The organism is Methylobacterium sp. M6A4_1b, from assembly GCF_053345175.1.
Window position 1 is genome coordinate 1 of the sequence record NZ_JBKEZQ010000017.1, and the last position, 15,914, is coordinate 15,914.

15 protein-coding genes are annotated in these 15,914 nt (G+C 69.0%); 4 read left to right on the top strand and 11 right to left on the bottom strand.

From position 1 onward, the window contains the following. Positions 1–11: 11 nt before the first annotated feature. The 3 genes from tuf to ACLBWX_RS16145 all read right to left on the bottom strand — a co-directional run bounded on the left by tuf (position 12) and on the right by ACLBWX_RS16145 (position 2,350). On the bottom strand, positions 12–1,202 hold the full coding sequence (gene tuf, locus ACLBWX_RS16135) for an elongation factor Tu (protein WP_447677670.1): 1,191 nt from the start codon (positions 1,200–1,202) through the stop codon (positions 12–14). A 144-nt stretch (positions 1,203–1,346) separates the two neighbouring features. Then, positions 1,347–1,808, bottom strand: coding sequence for a Tellurite resistance protein TerB (locus ACLBWX_RS16140; RefSeq protein WP_447678039.1), 462 nt, complete (start codon positions 1,806–1,808; stop codon positions 1,347–1,349). 98 nt (positions 1,809–1,906) lie between these two features. Further along, the gene (locus ACLBWX_RS16145) at positions 1,907–2,350 is read right to left on the bottom strand and encodes a DMT family transporter (RefSeq protein WP_447678040.1); all 444 of its coding nucleotides are present in this window, start codon (positions 2,348–2,350) and stop codon (positions 1,907–1,909) included. A gap of 112 nt (positions 2,351–2,462) precedes the next feature. On the opposite strand from ACLBWX_RS16145, the gene ACLBWX_RS16150 reads away from it, so the two are divergent. Further along, a complete protein-coding gene (locus ACLBWX_RS16150) occupies positions 2,463–3,107 on the top strand; it encodes a biliverdin-producing heme oxygenase (protein ID WP_447678041.1) in 645 nt (214 codons plus the stop codon). Here ACLBWX_RS16150 and ACLBWX_RS16155 read toward each other — a convergent pair. The 7 genes from ACLBWX_RS16155 to ACLBWX_RS16185 form a co-directional block, all read right to left on the bottom strand. Further along, positions 3,104–5,665: an HWE histidine kinase domain-containing protein gene (locus ACLBWX_RS16155; protein ID WP_447678042.1), complete on the bottom strand. Its 2,562-nt coding sequence runs from the start codon at positions 5,663–5,665 to the stop codon at positions 3,104–3,106. The two genes, ACLBWX_RS16150 and ACLBWX_RS16155, sit on opposite strands and share 4 nt — an antisense overlap. A gap of 144 nt (positions 5,666–5,809) precedes the next feature. After that, positions 5,810–6,109 (bottom strand): hypothetical protein, encoded by a 300-nt coding sequence (locus ACLBWX_RS16160; protein WP_447678043.1) that lies wholly within the window; start codon positions 6,107–6,109, stop codon positions 5,810–5,812. 22 nt (positions 6,110–6,131) lie between these two features. After that, on the bottom strand, positions 6,132–8,084 hold the full coding sequence (locus ACLBWX_RS16165) for a BON domain-containing protein (protein ID WP_447678044.1): 1,953 nt from the start codon (positions 8,082–8,084) through the stop codon (positions 6,132–6,134). Between the two features lie 90 nt (positions 8,085–8,174). Continuing rightward, the gene (locus tag ACLBWX_RS16170; protein WP_447678045.1) at positions 8,175–9,998 is read right to left on the bottom strand and encodes an ABC-F family ATP-binding cassette domain-containing protein; all 1,824 of its coding nucleotides are present in this window, start codon (positions 9,996–9,998) and stop codon (positions 8,175–8,177) included. An 81-nt stretch (positions 9,999–10,079) separates the two neighbouring features. Next, on the bottom strand, positions 10,080–10,307 hold the full coding sequence (locus ACLBWX_RS16175) for a hypothetical protein (RefSeq protein WP_447678046.1): 228 nt from the start codon (positions 10,305–10,307) through the stop codon (positions 10,080–10,082). Between the two features lie 89 nt (positions 10,308–10,396). Beyond that, the gene (locus tag ACLBWX_RS16180; protein ID WP_056215767.1) at positions 10,397–10,711 is read right to left on the bottom strand and encodes a polyhydroxyalkanoic acid system family protein; all 315 of its coding nucleotides are present in this window, start codon (positions 10,709–10,711) and stop codon (positions 10,397–10,399) included. Between the two features lie 76 nt (positions 10,712–10,787). Next, complete coding sequence (locus tag ACLBWX_RS16185; protein WP_447678047.1) at positions 10,788–11,138, bottom strand: septal ring lytic transglycosylase RlpA family protein; 351 nt, start codon at positions 11,136–11,138, stop codon at positions 10,788–10,790. Positions 11,139–11,818: 680 nt separating this feature from the next. On the opposite strand from ACLBWX_RS16185, the gene ACLBWX_RS16190 reads away from it, so the two are divergent. After that, positions 11,819–12,928 (top strand): DNA methyltransferase, encoded by a 1,110-nt coding sequence (locus ACLBWX_RS16190; protein WP_447678048.1) that lies wholly within the window; start codon positions 11,819–11,821, stop codon positions 12,926–12,928. Positions 12,929–12,938: 10 nt separating this feature from the next. On the opposite strand, the gene mutY is transcribed toward ACLBWX_RS16190, so the two are convergent. After that, on the bottom strand, positions 12,939–14,294 hold the full coding sequence (gene mutY / locus ACLBWX_RS16195) for an A/G-specific adenine glycosylase (protein WP_447678113.1): 1,356 nt from the start codon (positions 14,292–14,294) through the stop codon (positions 12,939–12,941). 145 nt (positions 14,295–14,439) lie between these two features. Between mutY and ACLBWX_RS16200 the strand changes: the two genes are divergently transcribed. Both ACLBWX_RS16200 and ACLBWX_RS16205 read left to right on the top strand, forming a co-directional pair. Continuing rightward, positions 14,440–14,925 carry a DUF721 domain-containing protein gene (locus ACLBWX_RS16200; protein ID WP_447678049.1) on the top strand — a complete coding sequence of 162 codons (486 nt, stop codon included), beginning with the start codon at positions 14,440–14,442 and terminating at the stop codon, positions 14,923–14,925. Between the two features lie 88 nt (positions 14,926–15,013). Beyond that, entirely contained in the window at positions 15,014–15,667 is a 654-nt protein-coding gene (locus tag ACLBWX_RS16205; RefSeq protein WP_447678050.1) for a DsbA family protein, read from the top strand. Positions 15,668–15,914: the final 247 nt, after the last annotated feature.

Below are 15,914 nucleotides of genomic sequence, written 5' to 3' on the forward strand. Positions count from 1 at the left end.
GGACGGCGCGATTAATCGTTGATGGCGGCGACGACGCCGGCGCCGACGGTGCGTCCGCCTTCACGGATGGCGAAGCGCAGCTTCTCTTCCATGGCCACCGGCACGATCAGGGTGACGTCCATGGTCACGCTGTCGCCGGGCATCACCATCTCGGTGCCCTCGGGCAGCACGCACACGCCGGTCACGTCCGTGGTGCGGAAGTAGAACTGCGGGCGGTAGTTGGTGAAGAACGGCGTGTGGCGACCGCCCTCCTCCTTGGTCAGGATGTAGGCCTCGGCCTTGAACTTGGTGTGGGGCTTGACCGAGCCGGGCTTGCACACGACCTGGCCGCGCTCCACGTCCTCGCGCTTGGTGCCGCGCAGCAGCACGCCCACGTTGTCGCCCGCCTGGCCCTGGTCGAGCAGCTTGCGGAACATCTCGACGCCCGTGACCGTCGTGGTCTGGGTGTCGCGGATGCCCACGATCTCCACCGTCTCGCCGACCTTGACGATGCCGCGCTCCACGCGACCCGTCACCACCGTGCCGCGGCCCGAGATCGAGAACACGTCCTCGATGGGCATCAGGAACGGCTTGTCGATCGGACGCTCCGGCTGCGGGATGTAGGCATCCACCGACGCCATCAGCGCCAGCACCGCGTCGTGGCCGACCGCCTTGTCGCCGTTGTCCAGCGCCACCTTGGCCGAGCCCTTGGTGATCGGGATGTCGTCGCCGGGGAAGTCGTACTTCGAGAGGAGCTCGCGCACCTCCATCTCGACGAGCTCGAGAAGCTCGGCGTCGTCCACGAGGTCGACCTTGTTCAGGAACACCACCAGCGCCGGAACGCCGACCTGGCGCGCCAGCAGGATGTGCTCGCGGGTCTGCGGCATCGGGCCGTCGGCCGCCGACACCACCAGAATCGCGCCGTCCATCTGTGCCGCGCCCGTGATCATGTTCTTCACGTAGTCGGCGTGGCCCGGGCAATCCACGTGTGCGTAGTGCCGGTTGGCGGTCTCGTACTCGACGTGCGCCGTCGAGATCGTGATCCCGCGCGCCTTCTCCTCCGGCGCCTTGTCGATCTGGTCGTAGGCCGTGAACGTCGCACCGCCCGTCTCGGCCAGAACCTTCGTGATCGCCGCCGTCAGCGACGTCTTGCCGTGATCCACGTGACCAATCGTGCCAATGTTGCAGTGCGGCTTCGTACGCGCGAATTTCTCTTTGGCCATCGTCTCTTTCCTGCGGCAAGCTCACACGAGCGGTCGCCCGGGCTGTCGCTCGACGAGGTGTCGAGCCGGGCGAAAGACGGGGGCTCGCTTAGAGGCTTGCCGTCCTTTGATCAAGGGCCTTCCGGGATAAGCCGCTCCGGCCGCCTACGGAACCGGCCGCCGGACGGGTGAGGCCGCAAGCAGTGCGCGCCGGTCCAGCCCCAGGGCGGCGGCGATTTCCTCCAGCGCCCGCGCCTCCACATCGGCGATGCCGTCGAGGTCGGCGACGTCCGCCGCGACGAGGAACGTCGCTTCGCGCTCCTCCTGTCCGCGCCCCTCGATGGCGGCGACGCGGCGCAGGTTCTCCGCCCGGCCGGCGCGCGTCCGGGCGCGGGCGATACCGTCGTAGAGTTCGCCCTCCAGCATTAGCCGGTCGTAGCCCTTCTCGAGGATGGGATTGGCCTGCAGGCCTGCCAGGGCCGTGTCGAATTCCGCGCTGGCGATCTCCCCGTCGGCGACCATCACGTTGGCGGCGGCCGCGACCATCGCCTGCATGAGCACCTTGTCGCCGGCATAGGCCGTCACGGTCTGGCTGAAGCGGCTGACGATGTCCTGGAAGATGTTCATGGGGACTCTGGGAGCGGACGGTATCGGAGGGCTGCGCGGCATCCACGCTGGGGCAGGCATCGCGGTTCCGCGCGCCGATGACAAGCCGCTGCCCGTGCTCAGAACAATGCCACCAAGGCGATGCCGCCGACCATCAGCACGCCTCCGAGCGCGCGCCATATGGTGAGTGGATGCTGCTCGAATCCGATCCACCCGAAGTGATCGAGCAGGATCGAGGTGATGACTCCGGCGGTGATGAGCAGCCCGAGATAGGGCGCAGCGCCGATCTGCTGGGCGACGAAGAGCTGCGACAGGATCAGGAACGCGCCTACCACGCCGCCGAACCAGGCCCAGAGCGGTACGGCCCGGATGTCGCCGAGGCTCGGAAGGGCGAAGCGGCCGAGGACCAGTCCGATCAGGAGCAGAGTCACACCGCCGGCCAGCGACACGACGATCCCTGCGGCGAAGGGCTGCGTCAGGTTCTTGGAAAGAGTCGCATTCACTCCCGACTGGACCGCATTGGCGATGCCGGCCAGGAGAGCGAAACCGTAGAGGAACCACATGGACGAGCCTCGGCCTTCAGCGTTGCGGACCGGGCCGCGAGGGCGAGGCCGGGTCTGGGAGGTAGCCTGCGATAAGTCCTTGGCGAGGGTTCGGGATCGTCTAAGAACGGCGATGCCGCAGAACATCGAGGATCCGGGCATGGATGGGACAGCCATATCGTCGTCAGATGCGGTCGAACCGGGACCCGCAGACGGCAGCGCGACCGAACCGCGCGATCTCCGCTTCTCCCTGCGCGCGGCGACGGACGCGGCGCATCGTCGCCTCGATGCGGGTTTCGCCGCGCAGGATCTGACCCGGCGGACCGACTACGCGATCTTCCTGTCGGCGATGCGCGATCCCTTCGTGCAGATCGAGGCTTGGCTCGACCGGGCCGATGCGGCCGACCTGCCGCCGGACTGGCCGGCGCGCCGGCGCGCCGAAGCTCTCGATGCCGACCTGCGCGGCCTGGCGGTCGCGGCTGCCGACGCCCCTCCCGAGCCCCTGCCCCGCACCCTGGCGGGGGCCGAGGCGCCGGGCCTCCTCTACGTACTGGAAGGCTCGCGCCTCGGCGGGCAGATCCTGCTGCGGCAGGTCCTGGCCAGTTCCGATCCCGACGTTCGAGGGAACGCCCGTTTTCTCCGTCACGGCGAGGGTGCCCGCCTGTGGCCGAGCTTCGCGGCCTGGCTCGGCACGCGCCCGGCGGATGCGCAAGCCGCCGCGATCCGCGGTGCGCAGCGCGCCTTCGCGTTGTTCGAGGCCGCCCAGGCCCGGGGCTAGGCCGGGACGGCGGTGCTCGCCAGGGCTCGCCGCAGAGTGTCGGCGGTGTAGGGCTTCTTGATCATCGTCACGGCACCCAGTTCCGGCGGGATGCGGAAGCTCTCGCCGTAGCCGGTGGCGAAGACGAAGGGCACGCCGGCCGCGACCAGGCGCCGCGCCACCGGCAAGCTCGTCTCGGCGCCGAGATTGACGTCGAGCAGGGCGAAGCTCGGTCGGGCCGCCTCGATCTGGCGCAGGGCTTCGTGAACGGAGCTCGCCATGTCCACCGCGCTCGCTCCCAGCGTCGCGAGGATCTCCTCGGCTTCGAGGGCGATGATCATGTTGTCCTCGACCACCAGGACTGAGCCTGACAGCGCCTTCGCGTCGAGCTCGGGCGGGCGCTCGCGCTCCCGGGGCGGCGATGCCGTGGTGGCCGGGGCGGCACGCACGTAGCGCGCCGGCACCGCGAAGCGGCCGCGCAGGCCGGTGAGTTCGTAGGCGATCTCCGCCTCGCCCTTCAACTCGTAGGGGATCGAGCGCTCGATCAGCGTGGTGCCGAATCCACGCCGGCGCGGCGGCTGCACCGGAGGCCCGCCACTCTCGCGCCAGTGGATGACGAGGCGGTCCGAGGCGTCGCGCTCCCACGCCACGTCGACCTCCCCGGCCGCCTCCGACAGGGCGCCATACTTCGCCGAGTTCGTCATCAGCTCGTGGATCACGAGGGCGAGGGTGGAGAACGCCTGGGGTTCGAGGAGCACGTCGATACCGTCGAGGCGGACGCGGCCGGCTTGCTGGTCGAGATAGGCCTCGGCCTCGAGGGTGACGAGGTCGCGCAGCGAGCCCGGCCCCCAATTGGTGGTGGTGATCTGGTCGTGCGCCCTGGCGAGTGCCTGGATGCGCTCGCCGATGACCCCGGCGAAATCTTCGACGCTGTCGGCCCCCGAGCGGCTCTGGGCGACGATGCCGCGGATGAGGTTGAGGATGTTGCGAACCCGGTGGTTCAACTCGGCGATCAGCAACTCCTGGCGCTCCTGCGCGCTCTTGCGCTCCTTCTCGGCGGAATCGGTGAGGCGCAGGATGACTTCCAGTAGCGTGATGCGCAGGGCCTCGGCGATGCGCAGGTCGGCCGCGCTCCACGGCGCGGCCTGGCCACGAACCACTTCGGTCCAGGCCTCGAAGCTCTTACGCGGCGTGAGGCGCAGTCCGTTCGGCCCGAGGCTCGCCGGCTTCTCCGGATTGCCCGCCCAGGTGACGGTGCGGGCGATCTCGCGGCGGAAGAACACCAGGAAATCCCGGGGTGCCCGGGAGATCGGGATCGCCAGGAGGCCGGCGGCACGCTCGGTGTAGTCGGCGGCCGGCGGATGGACCGCGCCGATCTCGTGGGTCGCGAAGGCGCGACTCGTGGCCGTACGGTTCAGGAAGCGCACGAGCCCGGTGAATTCTTCCGCCGTCGGTGTCGCGCCCCGCAGGGTGATCTCGCCGTTGACCCAGACGCCGATGCCGTCGCAGGTGACGATGCCGGCGATATCGTCGAGGAAATCGGTGATGTTCTCCAGGCTCGTCCCGCCCGAGGCGAGTGCGCCCATCAGCCTGTCGTGCAGCGCGCGGGAACTGCCCTCATAGGCGGCTTCCGCCTCGCGCTCCCGGCTTTCCAGGATCAGGGAGAACATCTGTCCGAACAGTTCGGCCCCCGTCCGACGTTCGAGGGATATATGGCGCGGTTCGGTGTGGTGGCAGGCGAACAGGCCCCAGAGCTTTCCGCCGCGCAGGATCGACACGGAGAGCGAGGCCCCCACGCCCATGTTGCGCAGGTATTCGAGGTGGATCGGCGACACCGTGCGCAGGGTGCTCATCGACAGGTCGAGAGGATGCCCGTCCGGATCGCGCTGCGGCAGGACGGCGACGGCCTCCGCATCGACGTCGGCGATGATGCGCAGCCAATTGCGCTCATAGAGGGCGCGTGCCTGCTTCGGGATGTCGGAAGCCGGGTAGTGCAGACCGAGATAGGGAGGCAGGCTGGAGCGGGCGGATTCGGCGATCACCACGCCCGAGCCGTCGGGGTCGAAGCGATAGACCATGGCCCGGTCGAACCCCGTCAGCGCCCGCATCTGGCGCACGGCCTCCCGGCAGAACGGCTCGAAGCCGACGGTCTGCTGGAGGCGCCCGACCATGCTGCGCACGAGGTTGCCGGCGTTCAGGTGCTCGCTGACGCTCGGCTCGGCCTCGATGACAATGGTGCCGCCCGACAGGTGCAGGGCGATGTCGTAGGGGGCACCCCCCTGTTGCAGGACGGTGCCGAAGATCCTGTCGATGGCGTCCGGGCCGCGAAGTGCCTGGAGATGGCCGCGGATCAGGTGGATCGCCTCGCCGTCGACGAGATCCGCCAGCGGAAGGCCGAGAAGGTCCATCCCGCCATGACCGAGCCACGCGCCCGCGTTCTCGGAGGCTCGGACGACGATCCAGTCCGGCGAGACGGCGATCAGGAAGCCGAACGGCTGGATTGCCCCGAGGATGTGGATCGGTTCGCGATCGCAGGAGGTCAAGTCAACGAGCCGGGCTTGTTCTGGATGATCGATCATCAGGTTCTGGTTCGTCGGTCCCAAGTCCGCTCGGAGAAGCGCGTCGGGAACAACGACCGACTCTCGCGAAAGTCTCCTCGCTGGACGTGCAACGGACGCAATTCCCCGTCGACCGTGGTTGCGGCGCCACAGGCGGGCGCCGGCTCAGCTCGTTCGATCCGCTTTGGGGCGAGCTCCGATCCGGTGCGCGAGTCCGGCCGAGAGGCCGGCTCCGATCAGATACGCGGCAAGACCCAGCGATCCGCCTTCCAGCCAGAAGCCGGTGCGACCCGGGACCACGCCGGAGGCGGCGAGGCCGCCGGCCAGGGCCGCCGCCCCGACAAGCGCGAGGGCACCCCATCGGGCCGCCGGCGTGCGTGGCAGGCCCGTCAGCATGCCGACGAGGCAGCCGAGAAGCGCGCTGGCGACCGCCAGGGGCCAGAGCGTCGTCACCAGGAAGGTCATGCCATCGGCCTCGATTGAATCATCAAGATCGCGCCGCAATGCCGACACCCTGCCCCGGCCCCCGCTGCATGCCCGGCGGCGCGGCCGTGACCTGCTCCGGGCGGAGACCGGCCTGGAGGAGGTACTCTACGATCGCGAGGGCGCGCACTTGCGCAAGGTCGAGGGCGGGCTCCGTGGGCAGCGCGGTCTTGGTTTCCGGCTTGGCGGCCTTGTCCTTCGTGGCAGTCTTGCCGGATGCCTTGTCTCCGGAGGGCTTGGTCGATGCCCTGGCAGAATCCTTGGCCGCGTCCTTCGACGTTTCCAACGAGGCGGTGCTCTCCACCGTGGTCTCGACGACGGGCTTGGGTGCCGCGACCCCGGTCGGGTCGAGGTGGCCCGTGATCACGAGGCTTAGGGTCGGGCAGGTCTTGCCGAGGGCGGCGATCCCGTCGAGGAGCGGGTAGAAGGCCGGCTTCAGGGTCGTGCTTCCGGGCGGAAACACCAGGCCCTGGCCCGGGGCGAGCCGGCCCTCGAGTGCGGCGGCGCAGGCCTCCGGCGTACGGGCCGGCGCCGCATCGGGCGTCGTCACCGCGACGTCTGCCGTCCAACCCGGCGGCATGGCGGACGACAGATCGCCAGAGATCCGCCGGGAGCCCTGGGCATACGGGCTCTCGCCCGTCAGGGTCAGGGAGCGATCGGCGATCCGGACCTCGCCCCGCGCCACCAGAGCGAGGGCCGCAGCGGCGGACCGGAGCACCCGGGCAAGCTCGGGCGGAGCTCCTTCGCCGAGGCGGGTGCGGTCGATCAGGCGCTCGCGGAACAGCCGCGGCCGCAGAGTCCCGAGCAGGGCCTCCCGTGTCTCGGCATCCGGCAGGTGGCCCGTCACCGTCACGGCCTCGGCATCGCGCCGGAGTACGACGCGGTAGGGCGACAGTGGCCGCGTCGTCAGGGCCGTGCCGCCCCTGGCCAAGCCGGCGGGCATTCCGTCTCGCAGAAAGGCTTCGATCTCGGGAATGGCCTGAGCGTCGAGGGCGACCCCGTTCACCGCCACGCGCCCATCGGCGACGCTGACGCCGCCCTCCTGGATCAAACCTCCGAGTTGTAAGGCGAAGCGTGCCATGGCGCCGGCATCCACGTCCGCCGGAAGCCCACGGGCGTTGCGCATCCGATCCTCGACCTGCCCGGTTTCGGACACCTGCGCCGCTTGAGCCCGGATCTCGGCGCGCAAGGATTCCGAGACTACGTGGCCCGAAAGCGTGACTGCGCCACCGGGTTCGCGCGTCACGACGAAGCGAAAATCCGGGACGACGGCCGGACGGATCTCGATCCGGCCGAGGTTGTAGCCGGTGGGCAGATCGGTCAGGGCGCTCCGCACGGCCTCGTCGTCGGCGATCGAGGCCGCCTCGCCTACGACCGAGAGGCGCGTGTCTTCCAGCATCACCCGGCCGCCGGGGGCGAGCGCGCGCAGGCGTGCCAGGGCGTAGGCGGCCGCGGGAGCGAAATCCGTGGGCGCCCCGAGGGCGGCGCGTGCGCGGTCGCGCAGAGCCGTCCCCGGCTCGAGTGCGGGTATGAGTTGCTCGGCCAGGGCGCCGGCGCCGATCTCGGCCGGCCGGACCCCCGTGAGCGCGACGCCGTCCCGTTCCCGGGTCGCGATCCAGACGAACGGCGCGGCGAGCTCGACCACACCGACAGGGCCGACAACGCGCCGAACGCCCTCGATGGCGGCGAGGCGCCGATGGGCCGCATCGCGGATCGCGGCATCGGGCGCCTCGCCGGTGACCAGGAGGTCGCGACCGTCGACGGCCACGCGCAGCCACGGCTCGGCGCCTGGCGCCGCCGTCGCCCGGGCTACCGCGTCGGCTTCGACGCCGAGCTGGGTCTCGAAGCGCGGTGTGATCCAGGCGGCGGAAAGGCCGAGGATCAGCGCGAGCCCGGGCAGGCCGGCGGCCCAGCCGAGGCGGCGGCATCGGTCACGGAGTACGGAAGCGGCGGACACGTCGGACCCCGATGGCAGGCGGCGCGCGGGAGCGAACGCCAGGATGGTATCCCACACGCCGTTCGCGGCATCATGAAGGCCGGGCGCTGCTCAGGCGTCGCGCAGCATTTCCAGCTCGAGCCAGCGGTCCTCGGCCTTCGCCAATTCGGTCTCGGCGATACCGAGGAGGTCCGAGGCCTTTGCGAAGCGGGCCGGGTCGCGGGCATAGAGGCCCGGATCGGCCAGGACTTCGCGCAGCTTGGCGATGTCGGATTCGAGTTTTCTCATCCGGTCCGGCAGGGTCTTCAGCTCGTGCTGGTCCTTGAAGCCGAGCTTCGGCTTACCGGCCGGGCTACCCGCATCGCCGGACTTGGCGCGATCCTTCGCATCCGCGCGGGCTTCCGCCTTCTCGGCTCGCCCGGCCGCCGCCCGGGCCTGTACGCCCTCACCGCGCTGGGCGATCATGTCGGTGTAGCCACCGGCATATTCGACCCAGCGGCCCTCCCCTTCGCTGACCAGAACGCTGCCGACGACCCGGTCGAGAAAGTCGCGGTCGTGGCTCACCAGGATCAGGGTGCCGGAGTAATCCGCCAGCATCTCCTGCAGGAGGTCGAGGGTCTCGAGGTCGAGGTCGTTGGTGGGCTCGTCGAGGACGAGGAGGTTGGCGGGCTGGGCCAGGGCGCGGGCGATGAGCAGGCGGTTGCGCTCGCCGCCCGAGAGCACGCTCACCGGGGTGCGGGCCTGCTCGGGGGCGAACAGGAAGTCCTTGAGATAGCCGATGACGTGGCGGCTGACGCCGCCGACGATCACCGAATCACCGCTGCCGCCGGTGAGCACCTCCGTCACCGTCATGGTCGGCTCCAGCACCGCACGGGCCTGGTCGAGGAGCATCATCTTGAGGTTGGTGCCGAGCGTCATCGTGCCGGAATCGGGTGCGAGCTGCCCCGTGAGCAGGTTGATCAGCGTGGTCTTGCCGGCACCGTTGGCTCCGACGATGCCGAGGCGGTCGCCGCGCATCACCCGGAGCGAAAGATCGTCGACGATCTCGCGCGCGCCGTAGGCCTTGGCCGCATGCTTGGCCTCGATCACCAGGGCGCCCGAGCTCTCGGCCTCGGTCGAGGTCATGGTCGCGGTGCCGACCGGCCGGCGGTCGTCGCGCCGCTCCTTGCGCAGGGCGTGAAGGTTGCCGAGGCGGCGCACGTTGCGCTTGCGCCGCGCGGTGACGCCGTAGCGCAGCCAATGCTCCTCGTCGGCGATCTTGCGCTCCAGCTTGTGCCGGTCGCGCTCCTCCTCTTCGAAGAAGGCGTCGCGCCAGGCCTCGAAGGTGGAGAAGCCTTGCTCGATCCTGCGCGTGACGCCCCGATCGAGCCAGATCGTTGTCTTCGATAGGGCCGAGAGAAAGCGCCGGTCGTGGCTGATCAGCACAAGGGCACCGCGCACGCTCTTCAGCTCTGCTTCGAGCCATTCGATCGCCGGCAGGTCGAGGTGATTGGTCGGCTCGTCGAGGAGCAGGATGTCGGGTTCCGGCGCCAGGGCCTGGGCCAGGGCGACCCGACGCCCCTCGCCACCCGAAAGGCTCTTGGGGTTCTCGGCGCCGGTCATCCCCAGACTTTCCAGGAGGTAGCGCGCCCGGTAGGCGTCGTCCCCTTGGGTCAGGCCGGATTCGACGAAGTCGAGGGTCGTCTCGAAGCCGGAGAAGTCGGGCTCCTGCGCGAGGTAGCGGATCGTTGTGCCGGGCTGGACGAAGCGGACCCCGCGATCGGGTTCGACGAGCCCCGCGGCGATCTTCATCAGGGTGGACTTGCCCGAACCGTTGCGGCCTACGAGGCAGGTGCGCTCGCCGGGGGAGATCGCGAGTTCGGCGCGCTCGATCAGCGGAGTGCCGCCGAAGGTGAGCGCGACGTCTTGGAGGGTGAGGAGTGGAGGAGCGGCCATGGGCCGGGCTTATGGCAGCGACCGCGTCTCCGAACAAACCCGCAATCGGGGTACCGGAACAATCCCGTCGGCGCGCCCCGCTCACATCGTCGGGTTGGCGGGCCCCGTGGGCATCGGGTCGGGAGCGATCGCCGGCCCGATATCCGGATCGTTGACCGGAATCTCGGTGGGCGTCACGTCGGGCGCTTCGGTCGGCGTCGTGCCCGGCACGTCGGTACCAGGCATATCGGGGCCGGGTGCCGGCGTCTGAGGGGCTTCGTAGGGCGTCTCGGGGATCGGGGCTTCCGGGATCGGGCCGGGGTTCGACATCGCTTGCGCCTCTCAAGAGCCTCAGGGGACGGACCGTTGGAACGGTCCGTCGCCGAGGGAGGTTCCGGGCGCGACGCGGCCGGCCTCCGTCACTTCTTGGTCAGGAGCAGGTTGCCCTCGTTGCCGAGCTTCTTCTGGATCTGTTGGGCGAACAGCGCCAGCAGCAGGGGCAGCCGGACTTCGACCCGCACGGTCTCGGGCCGGACATCCACCTGCCCATCGACCTTCTGACCCAGGGCCGCCATGGCGAAATCGAGGCGGTCGTCCGTCCAGGCCATCTTCTCGACGGCGACGCCCGCCTTGGCGAACAGCCCGTCGGCCTGGGTGATGCCGTCCGCGATGCGCCGACGGGCCTCGGCCAAGCCGAGTTCATGAGGGATTTCGACGATCAGCGGCTTTGCCATGGGGTCTGAGCTCTCGGTTCCGCCGACCAGATGGGGCCGGCCGGTCCCTCTCACAACGCCGACCGGCCGGATTCGCTCAGTTCACCACGCTCAAGGCGACGTAGGTCGTGCCGCCCATGCCGAGGGCGCGAGCCGAGCCTTTGGCGAGATCGATGATCCGGCCCCGGATGAACGGACCGCGATCGTTGATGCGCACCACCACCGAGCGGCCGTTGCGCTTGTTCTCGACCCGGACCCGGGTGCCGAACGGCAACGTGCGATGGGCGGCGGTCATCCCGTTCGGATTGAAGCGCTCGCCATTCGCCGTCCGATGGCCACTCGCATACCAGGAAGCGGCGCCGCTCTGGGCGCTGGCTGGATGAACGGCGGCGAGTGTCACGACGGTCCCGATGATGGCAGCGGCCCCACGAACAGGCTTGATAGTCATCCGCATTCCCTTTGTTGTTTCGAATGGCCGGCAAAATGAAGCGGATCAGGGCCAAAATGAGACCGGTCGAATGTGGCAACAGCCGCTAAATTTGAGGCTATAACGATTTTTTAATCTCCGGTTGTATGTGGCCGTATTGTCGAAGATCCGCGTGATTTCCGCTGATGAATTGGCAAGCCTCGAAGACCTCGCGGAGTGCCGAAATCGCATCGCGTTCGGCGCCGGCTCGCAACGTCAGCGCGAGTGAAACGACGTTAGCATTGCGCTGAGCGAAACCCTGTCCTGCGAAGGGCCGCTGCGCGCTTTCAAAGAAAGATTTCCTCTTTTCCGGGCGTCGGCCGGCCATCCCTGCCCGCGTCGCGCATCGGATGCTGGTTTCATCGCGCGGCCGTCTACTGAAAAACGCGTTCGCGAATATTAGCGGCTGCGGCCGATCGACTTTGTAAAAACTTGGAACAAGCCTCACAAAGTGGGGAAAGAACGACTCGGCAAAAATTGCAGCCCCAAATCGAGACGCGTTGTCCGCGTCCTGGCAACTCGGCCTTTACGTTAACGGGGCCAAGGTCTGCCGGTCAGTCGCGTAACCGGTGTTTGCCATGGCTTCCCTGCGTACCGCGGTTGCCGACACCGTCGCCCGGAAAAGTGTCTCGCGTACCGGGCGACCCGTGTCGGCGCCGCGGATGGGTCTCGTACCCCCCGCTCAGCGTCTCCCCCTCGACGAAATTCTCGTCGGAGACTGCATCGCCGCGATGAACGCCCTCCCGGCGTCCAGCGTCGACTGCGTCTTCGCCGATCCGCCCTACAATCTCCAACTCGGAGAGGGTTCGCTCCTGCGTCCCGACCAGAGCCGGGTCGACGCCGTCGACGACGACTGGGACAAGTTCTCGACCTTCGCCGCCTACGACGCCTTCACCCGCGAATGGCTCGCCGCCGCACGCCGGGTGATGAAGCCGAACGCCACCCTGTGGGTCATCGGCTCCTATCACAACATCTTCCGGGTCGGCGCGACGCTGCAGGACCTCGGGTACTGGATCCTGAACGACATCGTCTGGCGCAAGGCCAACCCAATGCCGAACTTCCGCGGCAAGCGCTTCACCAATGCGCACGAGACCCTGATCTGGGCTTCACGCTCCGCCGAATCGAAGGGTTACACCTTCCATTACGAGGCGCTGAAGGGCGGCAACGACGACGTCCAGATGCGGTCCGACTGGTTCATTCCCCTCTGCACGGGCGACGAGCGCCTGAAGGGGGCCGATGGACAGAAGGTTCATCCGACCCAGAAGCCCGAGGCGCTGCTGGCCCGCACCCTCCTGTCGGCGACCAACCCGGGCGACGTGGTGCTCGATCCCTTCTTCGGCACCGGCACCACCGGGGCCGTCGCCAAGCGCCTCGGACGCCGCTTCATCGGCATCGAGCGGGAGGCGGTCTATGCGCAGGCCGCCCGCGCTCGCATCGATGCCGTCGAGTCCCTGTCGCAGGCCGCCCTGCTGGTGGCTCCGAGCAAGCGCGCCGAGCCCCGCGTCGCCTTCCTGAGCGTCATCGAGGCCGGGCACATCCGGCCCGGTGAGACCCTTACCGACGCCCGCGGCCGACACAGCGCCCTCGTGCGGCCCGACGGCACCCTGATGGCCGGACCGGCCACGGGCTCGATCCACAAGATCGGCGCCCTGGTGCAGGGCTTTCCGGCCTGCAACGGCTGGGACTTCTGGCACGCGACCCGCGACGGCAAGCCGGTTCTCATCGACGTCTTCCGCGCCAAGATGCGCTCCGCCATGGGCTCGGCCGCCTGAGCGCCCGCCGTCATCGGGTCCGCGCCCGGCCCCGCCTGCGGGGCCCGGGCGGGGGGACGACCTCGGCCGGCCCCTCGAAGTCTTCGACGGCCTCATCAGGAATCGGGATCGGCGCCGCGCGCGGGGCCGGCTTCGGCACCGGGCGAAAGCGCGGTGACGGGGCGGGCGCCTCCGACGTGGGCTCGGCGAAGAGCGGCGTGTCGGCCACGCTCCGCATCGCCTTCGGCCTGCCGCGCTTCACGGGCTTGTCCACTCCCGGGGCTGCCGCCTCGGGCTTCGGGTCGAAGGCGTATGCCAGGACCTTTTTCATCACACCCGGCAGCGGTTCCTCGTCGAGGTCGCGCCGCGGCGTGAACCGCAGGCCCGGCGGCGGGGTCGTGCTGAGCGCGACCTTGGCGACGAACACCGTCAACTCCAGTGGAAAATGCGTGAAGCCGTGCCGCACGAGGCCCGGCAGCCGCTTCCAGCGCGCGTCGAGGGGTGCGTCGAGCAGGGCCTGAGCCGGATCGTAGCCGGGCTCCCAGGGGCTCGTCGGCGGCTCGGCCATGGAGCCGAGCAATCCTTCCGGCGGCCGGGTGCGGAGCAGGACCGCCTCGTCGCCGCTGCGAATCGCCACGAACGCCGCGCCGCGGCGCAGAGTGCCCTTCACCACCTTGACCTTCCTGGGGAAAGTCTCCTGCAGGCCCAGCGCGCGGGCGCGGCAGGGCGCCATCCAGGGACAGAGCGCGCAGGCCGGGCGCTTCGGGGTGCACAGCGTGGCGCCGAGATCCATCACCGCCTGGGCGAAATCGCCCGGCCGATCCTCCGGGACCAGGGCTTGGGTCACCGTGCGGATCTCGGACCGGGCCGCAGGCAGCGTGGTCTCGATGGCGAAGAGCCGCGTCATCACCCGCTCGACATTGCCGTCCACTGCCGCCTCCCGGCGATCGAACGCGATCGCGGCGACGGCGCCCGCCGTGTAGGCGCCGATGCCCGGCATTTTGCGCAGGGATGCGGCCGTGTCGGGAAATCGCCCGGCCGCCGCCACCGCCTTGGCGCAGGCATGAAGGTTACGGGCGCGAGAGTAGTAGCCGAGCCCGGCCCAGGCCGACATCACGGCCTCCTCGGGCGCCGCCGCAAGATCCTCGACGGTGGGAAAGCGCGCCAGGAACTTCGCGAAATAGGGTTTCACCGCCGCGATCGTGGTCTGCTGCAGCATCACCTCCGAAAGCCAGACCCGATACGGATCGGGTGTCTCGCCCGGGAGTGCCCGCCAGGGCAGGACGCGGCGGTGCCGGTCGTACCAGGTCAGGAGGTCCGCGGCCTCGGGGGCGGGAACTGTGGTGTGGGGCACGGGCACCGGCGCGTGGTGGGGACGCCCGTCCATAGACCGCCGGCCCGATGCGTCCAAGGCCGACCTCTCCAGTCCGATCCCGCCGCCCGGCTTCGGCCGGACGGAACGGCATGCTAACCATTGCGAACGATACCGGGGTCTCGGTCCCGTCCCGGTCGGACGCACGGAAACCCTGCGCATGGCGCGTGTCAAACCCCTCGCCGAGTTGCTGGAGGGCTGCATCGGCCCCGCCTTCGCGGCGCAAGGGTTCGCCTCCACCGATATCCTGGCCGCTTGGCCCGAGATCGTCGGCGAGCGGCTCGCGCGCTACTGCCAGCCCTCGAAGCTCGAATGGCCTCGCCGGCGCCGGCGCGAAGAGGAGGGGCGCCCCGATCCCGGCACCCTCGTGGTCCGGGTCGAAGGAGTGTTCGCCCTCGAGTTGCAGCACCTGGCACCGGTGGTGATCCAGCGCGTCAACGCCCATTACGGCTGGGCCTGCGTCGGAAAGATCGTGATGCGCCAGGGCCGTGTGGATCGGATCGGGCGCCGGCCCGCAGCGCCTGTCATCGATCCCGTCCGCCGCGGCGAAGTGGCGCTTGCCGTGGAGGCGATCGAGCACGACGCCCTGCGAGACGCCCTCGATCGCCTCGGGACGGCGATTGTCGCGACAACATACAAGCGCTAGGGCGCCGCGCTCCGCCTTGTCAGGACGCCTGCGGGATTCTACCGCATCGCTCCAGAAGATTTGGTCCGCGACCGGAGCCCTCACCATCATGATCACCCGACGCGATGCCCTGAAAGCCGCCGGCCTTGCCGTCGGCGCCGCCGTTCTCCTGCCTCGGCTCAGCCTTCCGGCCCTGGCCGAGGAAGCGAACCTTTCGACCCTGATGGAGCCCGGCCCCCTCGGCGACGTCTGGCTCGGTCCGAAGGATGCCAAGGTCACCATCATCGAATACGCCTCGATGACGTGCTCTCACTGTGCCGCCTTCCACAAGTTCACTTGGCCGGCCCTGAAGGAACGCTACATCGACACCGACAAGGTGCGCTTCACGCTGCGCGAGTTCCCGCTGGATCCGCTCGCCACCGCGGCCTTCATGCTGGCTCGCTGCGACGGGGACGCGAAGTACTATCCGATCACCGACCTGCTCTTCGACCAGCAGCAGGCCTGGGCCTATGTGCAGAAGCCGCAATCCCCGGTGGATGCCATGGAGCAGATGCTGCGCCAGGCCGGTTTCTCGAAGGAGAAGTTCGAGGCCTGCCTGAAGGACCAGAAGCTCTACAGCGCCGTCAATGCGGTGAAGCAGAAGGGCATGGACACCTTCAAGGTCGATTCGACCCCGACCTTCTTCATCAACGGGGAGCGCTTCAAGGGCGAGATGACCATCGAGGGTATGGAGAAGGTGATCAAACCGCTCCTGGGCGTCTGAGCCCTGGATACCCGAGATCCGTGGATACTCGGGAGGCCGAATGATCGGTGCTCTCGGTGAGGCTCCCTTGTCCCCTCACCGGCCCATTTGGCGAACACCTGAGGGCGGTTCGGCAAAACGCTGAATTCTCGTGGCCTGGCAAGATCTTACGTGAGGTCGAGGGCGCCTTGACACCCAAGGTGGGCGAAACTATGGTGCGCCCCGCCTGAAGGAGGCGTTCCGCCGGTTCCCTCCGCTCTCGCCAATG